General features: G+C 48.4%; 14 protein-coding genes. 10 read left to right on the top strand and 4 right to left on the bottom strand.

Annotated elements, in window-relative coordinates; genetic code table 11:
* Positions 1-3 precede the first annotated feature (3 nt).
* The 4 genes from arsC to sppA are packed head-to-tail and all read left to right on the top strand — an operon-like array spanning position 4 to position 3,133.
* Positions 4-348, top strand: a complete 345-nt coding sequence (gene arsC / locus DFR27_RS10660) for an arsenate reductase (glutaredoxin) (RefSeq protein WP_121877449.1) — start codon at positions 4-6, stop codon at positions 346-348.
* Positions 345-947: an NAD(P)H:quinone oxidoreductase gene (gene wrbA / locus DFR27_RS10655; RefSeq protein WP_121877448.1), complete on the top strand. Its 603-nt coding sequence runs from the start codon at positions 345-347 to the stop codon at positions 945-947. Before arsC ends, wrbA begins: the two co-directional genes overlap by 4 nt.
* Entirely contained in the window at positions 947-1,315 is a 369-nt protein-coding gene (locus DFR27_RS10650) for a DUF2069 domain-containing protein (protein WP_121877447.1), read from the top strand. Before wrbA ends, DFR27_RS10650 begins: the two co-directional genes overlap by 1 nt.
* A 12-nt stretch (positions 1,316-1,327) precedes the next feature.
* Complete coding sequence (gene sppA, locus DFR27_RS10645; RefSeq protein WP_121877446.1) at positions 1,328-3,133, top strand: signal peptide peptidase SppA; 1,806 nt, start codon at positions 1,328-1,330, stop codon at positions 3,131-3,133.
* A gap of 267 nt (positions 3,134-3,400) precedes the next feature.
* On the opposite strand, the gene DFR27_RS10640 is transcribed toward sppA, so the two are convergent.
* Positions 3,401-5,377, bottom strand: coding sequence for a GGDEF domain-containing protein (locus DFR27_RS10640; RefSeq protein ID WP_121877445.1), 1,977 nt, complete (start codon positions 5,375-5,377; stop codon positions 3,401-3,403).
* Between the two features lie 178 nt (positions 5,378-5,555).
* On the opposite strand from DFR27_RS10640, the gene DFR27_RS10635 reads away from it, so the two are divergent.
* Together DFR27_RS10635 and DFR27_RS10630 are read left to right on the top strand one after the other, a co-directional pair.
* The gene (locus DFR27_RS10635) at positions 5,556-5,894 is read left to right on the top strand and encodes a P-II family nitrogen regulator (RefSeq protein ID WP_121877444.1); all 339 of its coding nucleotides are present in this window, start codon (positions 5,556-5,558) and stop codon (positions 5,892-5,894) included.
* An 80-nt stretch (positions 5,895-5,974) separates the two neighbouring features.
* Positions 5,975-6,652: an HD domain-containing protein gene (locus DFR27_RS10630; RefSeq protein WP_121877443.1), complete on the top strand. Its 678-nt coding sequence runs from the start codon at positions 5,975-5,977 to the stop codon at positions 6,650-6,652.
* A 74-nt stretch (positions 6,653-6,726) separates the two neighbouring features.
* On the opposite strand, the gene DFR27_RS10625 is transcribed toward DFR27_RS10630, so the two are convergent.
* The gene (locus DFR27_RS10625) at positions 6,727-7,248 is read right to left on the bottom strand and encodes a methylated-DNA--[protein]-cysteine S-methyltransferase (protein WP_211327625.1); all 522 of its coding nucleotides are present in this window, start codon (positions 7,246-7,248) and stop codon (positions 6,727-6,729) included.
* A gap of 109 nt (positions 7,249-7,357) precedes the next feature.
* Here DFR27_RS10625 and djlA point away from each other — a divergent pair, with 109 nt between their 5' ends.
* Positions 7,358-8,164 carry a co-chaperone DjlA gene (gene djlA / locus DFR27_RS10620; RefSeq protein ID WP_121877442.1) on the top strand — a complete coding sequence of 269 codons (807 nt, stop codon included), beginning with the start codon at positions 7,358-7,360 and terminating at the stop codon, positions 8,162-8,164.
* A gap of 201 nt (positions 8,165-8,365) precedes the next feature.
* Here the strand turns inward: djlA and DFR27_RS10615 are convergent, their stop codons facing one another.
* Both DFR27_RS10615 and DFR27_RS10610 read right to left on the bottom strand, forming a co-directional pair.
* Entirely contained in the window at positions 8,366-8,773 is a 408-nt protein-coding gene (locus DFR27_RS10615; protein WP_121877441.1) for a DUF6691 family protein, read from the bottom strand.
* Position 8,774: 1 nt separating this feature from the next.
* A complete protein-coding gene (locus tag DFR27_RS10610) occupies positions 8,775-9,188 on the bottom strand; it encodes a YeeE/YedE family protein (RefSeq protein WP_121877440.1) in 414 nt (137 codons plus the stop codon).
* 96 nt (positions 9,189-9,284) lie between these two features.
* On the opposite strand from DFR27_RS10610, the gene DFR27_RS10605 reads away from it, so the two are divergent.
* From DFR27_RS10605 to asnS, 3 genes are all read left to right on the top strand, one after another.
* Positions 9,285-10,157: a TIGR01777 family oxidoreductase gene (locus DFR27_RS10605; protein WP_121877439.1), complete on the top strand. Its 873-nt coding sequence runs from the start codon at positions 9,285-9,287 to the stop codon at positions 10,155-10,157.
* 125 nt (positions 10,158-10,282) lie between these two features.
* Positions 10,283-11,278: a DUF2860 family protein gene (locus tag DFR27_RS10600; RefSeq protein WP_121877438.1), complete on the top strand. Its 996-nt coding sequence runs from the start codon at positions 10,283-10,285 to the stop codon at positions 11,276-11,278.
* A 120-nt stretch (positions 11,279-11,398) separates the two neighbouring features.
* The gene (gene asnS, locus DFR27_RS10595) at positions 11,399-12,790 is read left to right on the top strand and encodes an asparagine--tRNA ligase (protein WP_121877613.1); all 1,392 of its coding nucleotides are present in this window, start codon (positions 11,399-11,401) and stop codon (positions 12,788-12,790) included.
* Positions 12,791-12,817 lie beyond the last annotated feature (27 nt).

Here is a 12,817-nt window from a genome sequence, read left to right as displayed (position 1 = left end):
ATTATGACAACCATATACCACAATCCGCGATGCTCAAAGTCACGACAGACTCTAGAACTCCTCACCAATGAAGGAATCAACGTCAATGTCGTTCGTTACTTGGACACACCGCCGTCCAGGGAGCAATTATCAGACCTGCTCAACCAACTTGGTTACTCAGCTCATCAACTACTTCGCAAGGGCGAAGCAATCTATAAGTCGCTTGGCTTATCGGCAGATACCGCTGATGCCGAATTATTGGCGGCGATGGTCGAGAACCCAATTTTGATAGAACGCCCAATTGTTAGCCATAATGGGCGAGCAATGATTGGTCGCCCCCCTGAGCAGGTCTTGGAGTTATTTAAGTGAGTAGCTCCTTCATTCTCGTGCTCTATTACTCGGTTGGTGGGTCCGTCAAAGCGCTTGCCGAGCAAATAGCACTTGGTATTGAAGCAAGTGGTATGAGCGCGCGCGTTCGTACCGTTCCAGCTGTCAGCTCAACCACCGAGGCAACGAGCTCGCCGGTCCCCGATGAGGGAGACCTCTACTGCGAGTACCAGGACCTCCGCGATTGTAGTGCCCTAGCACTGGGTAGCCCAACCCGATTTGGCAATATGGCGGCGGCATTAAAATATTTTATCGATGGGAGTTCTGACCTCTGGCTCAGCGGTGATCTGATTGATAAACCCTTCGGCGTTTTTACTAGCTCGGCAAGCCTTCATGGAGGACAAGAAACAACTCTCATGAGCATGGCTATCCCACTTCTTCATCACGGTATGATTTGGGCAGGCGTCCCCTACAGCGTGGCAGAGCTCGGACAAACTTCCACTGGAGGAACGCCTTACGGCCCGTCTCACGTCAGTGGTTCGCAAGGAACAACTACGTTAACGGCAGATGAAATTGCCATTGCCCGCGCTTACGGAAAGCGCCTTGGACAACTCGCTCAACGATTAGAGAGAAGCCTATAATGAAGTATCTAATTCACCCCCGCGTCATAGTCTGCTTTTATCTGCTGCTAATCTTCACCCAAATTGCCGATACCTTTAGTTCGGACCTGACCCTCACTACTCAGTGGATTGTCGCGATAGTAAGAGTTGCGCCACTGTTGCTATTATACAGAGCTATCAGCAACGAGACTCCGCGCCTACTCATATGGCTATGCTTTCTATTACTCGGCTACTTTGTAGGCGCAACATTAGGCAGCTTTTCACCGGCCTCAACACTCTGGGATTTTGCAGCGTTGGCTTGCTGTGTCATACTTTTCAACAGTGCCATGTTCAGAGCGAGAGCGCTGGCGATTGCAGATCAAGCTGAATCATCAAATCACAAGGACTAGGAATTTCATCGAATGAAACAATTTCTACTTGCGCTAGGAAAGGCGTTCAATATTTCCCGAATTATCCTGTTGAACGTTTTGTTCTTCGGCGTCTTGATTATCATCGTGGTTGCGTCCAGCCAACAGGATGAGCTTGAAACCATTGAGGATCAGGGCGTGGTCCGTTTGTCCTTAAATGGACTAATCGTAGAGCAGGAGATTGTCTCCGATGAAATCCTAGCCCAGCTACAAGACGATGGACCGCAACAAATTCTGCTATTTGACGTCATCGATACGATTGATCGGGCGGCGGAGGACGACCGTGTCAAAGGCCTGATATTGCTGCCATCGGGAATGGGAGCTAGTTTCACCTCGCTCGATGAAATTGGCCAGGCACTAAACCGCTTTAAAGAGACTGGTAAGCCGATTATTTCTACCTCACAGTCTTACAGCCAATCGGCCTACTACCTAGCTTCCTTTGCAGATGAAATCTATATCGGTGATATGGGCGGCGTTGATTTGATGGGACTAGCTAGCTACCGACCTTACTTCGGCGAATTCCTCCAGCGCTACGGCATTGACGTTCACGTTTTTAAAGTTGGCACTTACAAATCGGCGGTAGAGCCTTTTATGGGCGGCGCGATGTCGGCCCCTGCTCGCGAAAACGCTGAGCAATGGATGGGTGATCTTTGGGGTAACTTCACCAATGTCGTAGAAAGCAATCGCCACCTCGAAACCGGCTTCATCAATACTTGGTTAGATCACTACCCTGAAACACTTTCAGCCCACGATGGTCATTTTGCCTCAATGGCTCTTGAGCTCGGTCTAGTTGACGGCATCAAGACTCGTACAGAACGCTTAGCTCGATTAGCTGAATTTGCCGATGAAGAGGGCGATGATCCCGGCGTTTCTTGGAAGAACTACCGTACTCAGCTTCAGATGGAGAACCTATTCGATAGTTCAGACTCAGAGCAGAAAATTGCGGTTATCGTAGCTTCAGGTGAAATTGTCGATGGTCGTCAACCTCCAGGTATGATCGGCGGTGATTCAACAGCAGAACTCATTCGTCGAGCTCGTGAAGACAACGAAGTTGATGCCTTAGTCCTCCGAGTTAATAGCCCGGGCGGTTCAGCCAATGCATCGGAAGTGATTCGTGAGCAGGTCGTAGCTACCCGCGAGGCAGGAATCCCCGTGGTCATTTCAATGGGTGGTTTAGCAGCCTCAGGTGGCTACTGGATTTCGACCAGTGCCGACTATATCTTTGCCAATCCTCAGACTATTACGGGATCAATTGGAGTTTTCGGCATAATACCTACCTTCGACCGTTTAGCCGCTGACTACGCAATCTATTCGGACGGCGTGGCGACCACGCCAATGGCGGGCGGATTCGATCCACTCAATGGCATTAGCGAGCCAATGGCTCGCACCATTCAGCTGAGTATCGAGAATATCTATACACAATTCCTTGAAATCGTTGCGCAGGGCAGAAATAGCACTCCCGAGAAGATCAATGAAATTGCTCAGGGTAGAGTATGGAGTGGAGCACGAGCGCTAGAACTCGGCTTAGTTGATGAGTTCGGCGGCTTAGACGATGCTATCAATCATGCTGCCACACTGGCGGAAATTGAAGACTATGAAACTATTCTGGTCACGCAACCGCTAACACCCACCCAGCAATTTTTCCGTGATATGAAACAAAATTCATCGGCGGAAGCTTACACCATGACAACATCAGAGCGTTTACTGAATGCGTTTCAGCAGCAGTTAATTCAACTCAATCAACTCAACGATCCACGTCATGTCTACTTAAGCTGTGGTGGTTGCCCAGAACAACCTTAAAATAAGGTGAAGAATAGATAAATCGTCATTTGGTTCCTAGTCCACCCTAGCGGTGAAGAACTGAGAACCAAGTGACTTTTTTATCCGTACCGAGTACGGCGGTTCAACCACTTGCGAGAGTTCTTCAGCGGCAATCGCAGCTAACTAGCACCGCAAGCTATTTTTAACGAGCAGCTCAGCGAAAGCGCTAGTAAGTAAGTAAGTAAGTAAGTAAGTAAGTAAGTAACTTAGCTAAACTTTTCCTCTCTAAATGACATCCGTCCACCACTAAGCAGTCCGTTGATCTTCCTCATGCTGAGTAGCCTTGAAGGACTCAATGTCAATTGCGTCATTCTGGGTCCACCTTACACAATTTCGGCCCGACGACTTAGCATCGTAAAGCGCCCTATCCGCCCGGTTAACAATTTCATCAGCCGTCATCCCCGCTTGGAGGTCTAAACGATCGACAAATTCAAGTCCGACACTCGTCGTAACACGCTGGCTGCCAATCCCCACATCCGATTGGGAAATAATTAAGCGCAATCGCTCAGCGGTTTCTACGGCGGCTTCAAAGTTAGTTCGTGGCATTAGGATAAAGAACTCTTCACCGCCGAAACGCGCGACTAATTCACGCCGATGGATTGCCAGTTTGGCAATACGCGAGAGCTCTTTGAGAACTCGATCGCCGGCATCATGACCAAGGTTATCGTTAACCGTTTTAAACTTGTCCACATCAAGTAGCAGTACCGCTAGCCCAACGCTAGGGTCATCGTACGCTGCTTCGCCACTTTCCATTGAGCGCATTGCTTTATCGAGCTCTCGATACGCTCGTCGGCGATTGGCAATCCCAGTTAACACGTCGGTTTGCGATAACTCTCTAAATCTATTTCGGGAATAAATTAAGTAGCTCACCAATAACACCATAAACCCAACTAGTGAAAATACCACATTCCTCTGCCAACGCATTTTAGTGCTCTCCGCACGCGTCGCGGCGTTATTCAACTGCTCGATCTCAAGCTGCTGGCGGGCGATCTCTGCCTGATAGCGAACACCAGCTTCGGCTACACCCTCGCCAGAGTAGGCTCTGACATGGTCGGCTAGCTTAAACATCGCGTTGGCATAATGATTTTCCAGCGCTACCGTATAAAATAGGATGCTTTCATAATCATCAGAAAGAATATCGCTGAGTATTGACGCGCTTGAATCGTAATCCAGGAACTCCGGATGCTCCTCTATAAAGACAATAAATTCTTCTCGTATACTAGTAATACCATCAGCTAAAGCTCTGCTTAGCAACCACTGTAAAACAGCATCATTTGAATAGTAGGTTTCCGAGGTCGAGTCCCTCAACTGTACCGCCTGAAAATAGGCCTCTACTGCCTTCCTAGGGTCATTTACTAGATAGGGACTAAAATACAAGCCCTCTAGATACCAACAAAAGAAGTCGAAATCGGCATAACGGTTTGCACCACCCACCAACCAAAGCTGATCTAAATAGCTTCGATAGGCGATCTCATCGCGTACAAAGAAGGATTCAACCGTTAAGTTAAACAACATATCGAATTCATGCTGAAGTAGCGCTTCTGACTGAGCTAACTGTAAGCCCTGAGTAAAAATAGCTTGAGTGGTTTGGTGGTCATAAAGACGCTGGTTAATCTCACCCAAGGAAACGAGAAGGTCAATGACGATTGCCTTATCAATCTCTGTTCGAGATGCAACCTCCATTGCCTCGGCCAATACTGACACCGCCTCGCTCTCTCGACCAATATCATTGGTCAAGCAACTCACATGTCGGCCCGCAGCACGCACATACAACTCTGGGTAAATACCGTTTTTCGCTACGGCATACGCCCGATCAAAATCGCGGCAGTTGGCCTCGGACAGTTGATTATGAAGTTGATTGACAATTCCGCGCTGAAGATAAAACTCAATAACCGTGGGGACACCTACGACCTCTACCTGTGGCGCTTCATCTAATATCGCCAACGCATCCAAATATCGAGCATCACTGACATGATAATAGGATTGAAGTAAAGCGAGCTGTATTCTTTCAGTTTCACTAAAGGTTGATTTAGAGAGCTGATACTCAATATAAGCCCGAACCCGTTCGCGTGGTAATTCGGCGGCTGAATTCGCGATATCAACTATCTCTCCCTCGAACCACTGAGGGGCATCGACGTCTCGCTCTAAGCTTTCACCCTGCGCTGAGGCTATAGATACTGCCGATAGCAAACACACCGCAAAGAGTTTCCATTCTCTTAGCATGCTTTATCCGTTATTTTTAGAGTCTTTCCTTCAGTACCATAAAACCACACTAAAGTGCCTCCTAACAAGGGAAATGCTACCATTAGCTCTATCTAGGCATTGCAAACTAACCGTTTTTGTTTGTTTAATTTTTGTTAGACTAAGGTCAACTTAATCGTTCTTCCTAGGAGAGTGCTCAATGAAACTTGTTACTGCCATCATCAAACCACACAAACTTGACAGTGTGAGAGAGGCATTGTCAGACCGAGGAATCACCGGTTTAACGGCAACTGAAGTAAAAGGATTTGGACGTCAAAAGGGGCATACGGAGCTCTATCGAGGGGCTGAGTACGTCATTGATTTCTTACCTAAAATAAAGCTTGAAATAGCAATTTCTTCGCAGTTGGTTGAGACCGTAATTGAAACTATTATCGAAGTGGCTAGTAGTGGCAAGATCGGCGACGGAAAGATCTTTGTCTCCTCCCTCGAAGAAGTTATTCGTATTCGAACCGGTGAAACGGGCGAGGACGCCATTTGAATAGACATGTCGTCTAGTATTCGCGCAATTCAGGCCATACTCAGCGTTTTACCGCCGATATTACTCTTAAGAGAATACCAATGAGTCCAAACTACTGGCAAGCATTCGAACCCGCATTCACTACAATAATTAGCAGCATTGAAAGCGCCGATCCAGCTCACGACTTTGCTCACATTGAGCGGGTTGTCAGTATGGCAAAGAATTTGGCAACTGCCGAGTGCGCCGATCTTAATATCGTCGTCCCAGCGGCTTGGTTTCATGACAGTGTCGCGGTCGCCAAGAACAGTCCCGATAGGCCAATTGCCTCGAAGCTTGCCGCGGAAAAAGCTCGGGAAGCGCTAAAGCGATTAAATTATAGCAAGACCCTGATTCCGGCCATCGAGCACGCGATTATCGCTCACAGTTTCAGCGCCAACATTCCGCCTCGTTCGCTCGAAGCAAAGATTGTTCAAGACGCCGACAGAATGGATGCCTTAGGAGCAGTAGGCGTGGCTCGCTGTATGCTTGTGGGAGGCGCTATTGGCAGGACGCTCTATGAACCCTCTGACCCGCTTTGTGAACATCGGAGTCCTGAGGACTTAAAATATACCGTCGATCACTTCTTTACCAAATTGCTGCACATCGGCAAGACGATGAACACCGAATCGGCCAAGCGAGAAGCACTGCGGAGGACTAACTATATGCGCGATTTTTTGATTCAGCTAAAGCGTGATATCCATGCGGAAGATTTGACTATTGAGCTCTCTTCGGCAGAATAGAAACCTTAAGTAGCGGTGCTAGCTCCACCTGAAGATTGAAGAGTTTCAGGTAGCGACTACACATGAAAGCTGGATTAACTCAACTGCAGTTTCTCGAACTCAATCAGCGCAGCCTTGATATCTTCTCCCCATCGATACCCCGTTAATGCACCACTTTTACCAATTACTCGATGACAGGGTAAGACCAATGCCTGGGTATTTTGCGACATGACTCGTGCCACGGCTCTGGCTGCTCGAGGATTGCCTGCACGCTCTGCGAGAGTGGTGTAAGAGATAGTACTTCCCGGACTCAGTTCCACAAGCGCCTGCCAAACAGCCATCGAGAATTCCGTAAGAGGCCCCTGCAATATCAAGTTCTGGGGTTTACCACGCCACAACTCTTCAATTGAACGTGCGATACGTCGTTGCTGTGGCGTCAAACTGGAAGCGGGAGCCCCGATAGCACTAAGTTCGATACTCACCACCACGTCCTCAGCATGGCTAACATGAACCATTGCCATAGGAAGTCGGAAGCTAAAATGTGCTAGCTGTGCTCTTTTCGCTGGTCGCTCTTCAAAGTTGATAAGACCGCCATGGGGCAGCTCTATTGATTGCACTGATTTCTTCCCTCTGCGTTGTTTTCAGGATAATCGCGGCTATCTCTTACAGTAAAATAGTTTATCCGTTATCATCTGCGCAAGCGATATTCACGAATGAGGTAGAGTTTTGGGTAAATGGATTGGTGCCGTTATTGGCTTAATAGGTGGTCCGGCGGGTGCTGTTATTGGTTTCTTCATTGGCGCCTTCTTTGACGCGATGTTCAAAGATAGCCCGTCAATGGCGAATCGCCAGCAACAGGGAGCCATGCAGCAGGTCTTCTTCCAAACGCTATATCAGTGCTTAGGTCACCTGGCAAAGGCGGATGGCCAAATCACCGAGGCTGAGATCAAAACAACTGAAGCACTGATGACCCGCATGGGGCTCAGCACTGAGAAACGCCGTGAAGCCATAGCACTATTTAAGTCTGGCGCCAGCGATAGCTTTAACCTTGACTCAACCCTGACCGCGTTCCGAATGGGTCCAGGTCAAAGTCGACAGATGCGCCAGTTTCTAATTGTCTCTCTCATTAGTTTGGGCATGGCCGATGGCCATATGGACGACATTGAGAATCGTGTTGTTCAGCGAATCGCTCAGGGCATTGGTATGTCGCCAATGCAGCTACAGCAGTTGATTATGATGCTGGAAGCTCAGCACAACTTCTTCCGAGGGCGGCAGCAAGGTGGCTCGTACCAGCGCTCAAGCCAGACCTACACTGCTCAACAGGACATCGATACTGCCTACCGTGCGTTGGGCGTTGAGTCTTCCGCTACGGACGCCGAAATTAAGAAAGTTTATAGAAACCTAATGAAGGAGTATCACCCTGACAAGCTCATGGCGAAAGGACTACCTGAAAACATGGTGAAAGTTGCCACCGAAAAAGCGCAGGAAATTCAAGCTGCTTACGACCTGATTAAAAAGCATCGTAAGCGCTAGGTACCAAGATAAGTTCCAATAAACATGCTGATAGAAGTGCTGTAAGAGGTGAAGCGAAACGGCTACAAAGCACTAGCGTCCTCGAGTTGAAACGCTGTTGGGTAGACGCTGAACATACTAAAAAGCCGCCAAAACTAAGTTTTAGCGGCTTTTAATCAGCTCACCATGAGAAGGGTCGCGCCCTACTCAGTATGCATTGCGCTATTTCTTTATGAAATGAGCCACCGACAAGCCAGCGACCATTGCCACCACAAAGCTAATCAGTTCTTCGTTCATCGTCCAAAGTGAGGCTACGGCCGGGCCAGGACACAGTCCATAGATACCCCAACCAACACCAAATAGCACCGCGCCACTGACCAACGAGCGATCAATTTGGGTCATCGACGGCCACTGTAGGGTATCACCGAACCAAGTGCTCTGTGCCTTCTTCGACATAAAGAATAACGGAATGGTTACGGCTAGCGCGCCGCCCATCACGAACATCAGTGAAGGATCCCACTGTCCAAATAGATCCAGAAAACCAACTACCTTCACAGGGTTAGTCATACCAGAAAGTGCTAGACCGCCACCAAACAATAAGCCCGACAGGGCTACAATTAACAATCTCATATCAGGCTCCTAATACACGAACTAAGAATACCGTAGCGATACCCGACGCCATAAAAATACAGGTTGCAATAATTGAGCGCGACGAGAAACGGCCGATGCCACAGATACCATGACCACTGGTACAGCCACTTCCTATTCCAGTACCGAAACCTACGAGGAGACCCGCCGCGATCGGCCATATCCAACCGGATTTAATGGGCGCGAAGCTTGTCACACCCATGAATTTAGACACCGCAAACGCACCGGCGATTACCGCAACGATAAAAATAATCCGCCAACGACGTTCCGCAGCCTGCTGCCAAAGCACGCCCGATGTAATAGAACTCATACCCATAATACGGCCGTAGCCATACCACATGAGCATAGCCGCTACACCAATCATTATTCCGCCCAATAGCGGTGTTAAATAAATCATAAATATTTCCTAAAATTGCCATTCAGCCTGCTGAAAGTAGTCCACGCCAACTATCATGACGTAAACAAAGCAAAACTTCAGTGGAATTCTATCACGATGGACTATCTGATTACAGGCGGCACGGGCTTTATCGGCAACGCGCTGATCGCGACACTCCCCACAAACAGCACCGTAACCGTCTTAACACGACAGGCTTCGTTGAAGTCCAGCAACCCGAAGATCAATTACGTAAATAGCCTCGAGGCCGTGAACAAGGTTCCCAATGTAGTCATTAATCTCGCTGGCGAACCAATATTTGGTCACTGGAGTGAAAGTAAGAAACAGCGAATTATCAACTCTCGCGTCAAGGCTACGGAGGCCTTAAGCGAGTTTTTAAACGCACGAGCTCCCAATGCCACCTTAGTTAGCGCCAGTGCAGTGGGCTATTACCCACACAGTAGCAAGGAAGACCCCACCGCGCTTATCAGTACCGCCTCATCTTCTTTTGCGGGCCACTTATGTCATAGCTGGGAGCAGGCAGCGAAGTTATTCCGGGGCACCGTGCACATCGCCAGACTGGGTATTGTGCTGGGTAAGGGCGGCTATTTACAGCAGTTGATATTACCTACCAAGTTAGGCTTGGCAATGCATTTAGGCAGTGGCCAGCAGGGCGTTCCATGGGTGCATATTGATGACGTCGTTAAGGGAATTTTAACGCTTGCGCAAACAACCAATGAATCTTCGCCGCTGGTCCTTGTGGCTCCCAGTCAGAATAGTCACGCCGAGATCAATAATGCGCTTGCTGCCCAACTAAACAGGAAAGTTCGCCTTAGCGTACCAAGCTCGCTGGTCAAACTTTTCGGCGGAGAAATGGCGAACGAGCTCATCTTAAATGGGCACTATTTCAACACCTCACAACTAGCAAATCAGTTAATTGATTTTCGCTTTTCGAATCTTAACGCGGCAATCGAAGATATTCTTAGTACCTAGTAATCTAAAAATGCTTTACTAGCGTTAAAGAGAGATTCTTTTAAAGCTCACTAGCCGCCTTCAATGACTGACTTGAGGTAGAATTTGATGAGCTATTACGGCAAAACACCAATTTGAGAAAAATTATGAATAAAATCAAGCAATCCGCTCTACTGGTTTTAACCTTGTTCTTTTATCCAGCTTGCCTAATTGCTCAGCCAGGCGCTGACAGAGAGCATGGGATTTCTGGCGATGCACTCTTTGGCATTGGCTACATTAACAGCGATAGTTTCCTGAGCACTGCAAATGAGGACCCAATTAGCGATCTTCAAGGCGACAGACCAAGTGGAACGAAAGTGATCCCCACCATAATTGGGCGAGTCACTTACACCTTCGAGGATACTAACCAGCAGATCTATCTTGGTATTAACCGTCAAAAGGCCGTACGAGGAAGTTTCGCACCGGAACTTGGCTATCGAGTCCATACTGGTCAGTATCAATTCTTCGAAGTCGCGCTTCTCCCGGGCATCCAACCATCCGGAGTTTGGGAGGACCCCTACCTCACCGGTGAAAAGCGTCGTGAGACAGACCGTCACCTAACGGCAATACGCGCTCGGGCCGAGCATATTTGGGGGCCACTTTCGCTAGAAGTTGCCTATGGCGACTCAAAAATTGACCAAGAAGAAAGTGGCGTGTATGAAAACTTATTGCCAGATGAACGTGCGGCGCTCGATCGAAACGCCAGCGTGCGATACCTGGGGGCTGACCTTACTATCCCGCTTGGCAGAGGCTTTATTCTTCGCCCGTCGCTATTTAACTTCCGTAACGATGCGGAAGGCGAGGCGATGAGTTTTGATACCTATGGAGCCGAACTTGGCCTGGTATATCGGTCCGGTCGACACACCATTATTGGCGCCTATAGCTACGAGCAACTCGATTATGATGCTGTCAATCCCATTTTCGCCAGTGAGCGTGAAGACAATCTCAACAATCTCTTCGCGATCTACTCCTTTGCTGAGCCATTCGGATTCGAAAATACGACGCTCACGCTAATCTTATCCGACCGCGCGCGTGACAGTGATATTAGTTTTTATGAAGAGGAAAGCTTCCTCTTTGGCGGCGGCATCCGTTTCATTTTCTAGTTTCAGTCATCCTCTCAATTTAACTCTGAGCCGCCCAAAAGCTAATTCATCTACCCGTTAGGCTCAGAGTTTCGTATAATGGTTACCATTGAAACCCTAATTTTTTTGGAATCTAGAATTATGACCAGTGTAAAAACGCTTTTGGGCGGGTCCGTAGCCGTTGGCTCAACAGTTGAAGTAAAAGGTTGGGTCCGTACTCGACGTGACTCAAAGGCAGGAATTTCTTTTGTCGCCGTTCACGACGGCAGTTGTTTTGACCCAATTCAAGCCGTTGTTCCCAATACACTGAATAACTATGAAACCGACGTAATGCGGGCTACAACTGGGGCGTCGGTAGTGATTCGAGGCGAGTTAGTAGCGTCGCAAGGTCAAGGCCAGAGTGTTGAAATTCAAGCATCCGAAGTAGAATTGGTAGGTGAAGTGATTGACGCTGAAACTTACCCTATCGCCAAGAAGCGCCACAGTTTCGAATATCTTCGTGGCGTTGCCCACCTTCGTCCACGCACCAACTCAATCGGTGCGGTCACTCGCGTTCGCACCGTGCTACAGAATTCCATCCACAACTTTTTCGTGAATGATGGTTTCCAATGGATCAATACACCAATCATTACCGCAAGTGATTGCGAAGGTGCTGGTGAATTATTCAGAGTAAGTACCCTGGATATGGCCAACCTCCCTCGTACCGATAAAGGTGACGTCAACTTTAGCGAGGACTTCTTCGGCAAAGAGTCATTTTTAACCGTATCGGGCCAGCTAAACGCTGAGGCTTACGCGCTGGCAATGAGCAAGGTCTACACCTTCGGTCCTACCTTCCGTGCTGAGAATTCCCACACCACTCGCCACCTTGCTGAATTTTGGATGGTTGAACCGGAAATTGCCTTCGCCGACCTAAACGATGATGCAAACTTGGCTGAAGGTATGCTCCGTTACGCCGTGAAGGAAGTCCTTAATAAGTGTGAAGATGATTTAGGCTTCTTCAACAAGATGGTCGATAAAACACTGATCGAAAGATTGACCAATGTCTCGGAAACGCCATTTGCTCGAATTCCGTACACTGATGCCATCGATATCCTCTTAAAGTCAGGCAAGAAGTTTGAATTCCCAGTTCAATGGGGTATTGATCTTCAATCTGAGCATGAACGTTGGTTGTGTGAAGAATACGTTAAAGGCCCAGTCGTCATCACTGACTACCCGAAAGACATTAAAGCTTTCTACATGCGTCTTAACGACGATGGAAAGACCGTTGCGGCAATGGATGTGTTGGCACCTGGTATTGGTGAAATTATCGGCGGTGCGCAACGAGAAGAGCGTCTAGACGTGTTGGATGCGCGTATGGCTGAAAGCGGACTTTCAGGTCAGTTAGAGTGGTACCGAGATCTCCGTAAGTACGGAACGGTTCCTCATGCTGGGTTTGGACTGGGCTTTGACCGATTCCTGAATTACGTCACCGGGATGGAGAACATCCGCGATGTCATCCCGTTCCCTCGCGTGCCGAATCAAGCGGACTTCTAGCATTACCCACAAAAAAGGCTACCTAAT

Source organism: Umboniibacter marinipuniceus (assembly GCF_003688415.1).
In the GTDB taxonomy this organism is placed as follows: Bacteria; Pseudomonadota; Gammaproteobacteria; order Pseudomonadales; family DSM-25080; genus Umboniibacter; species Umboniibacter marinipuniceus.
The sequence above is the reverse complement of the archived record's forward strand: the minus strand, read 5'-3'. Positions and strand labels throughout refer to the sequence as shown.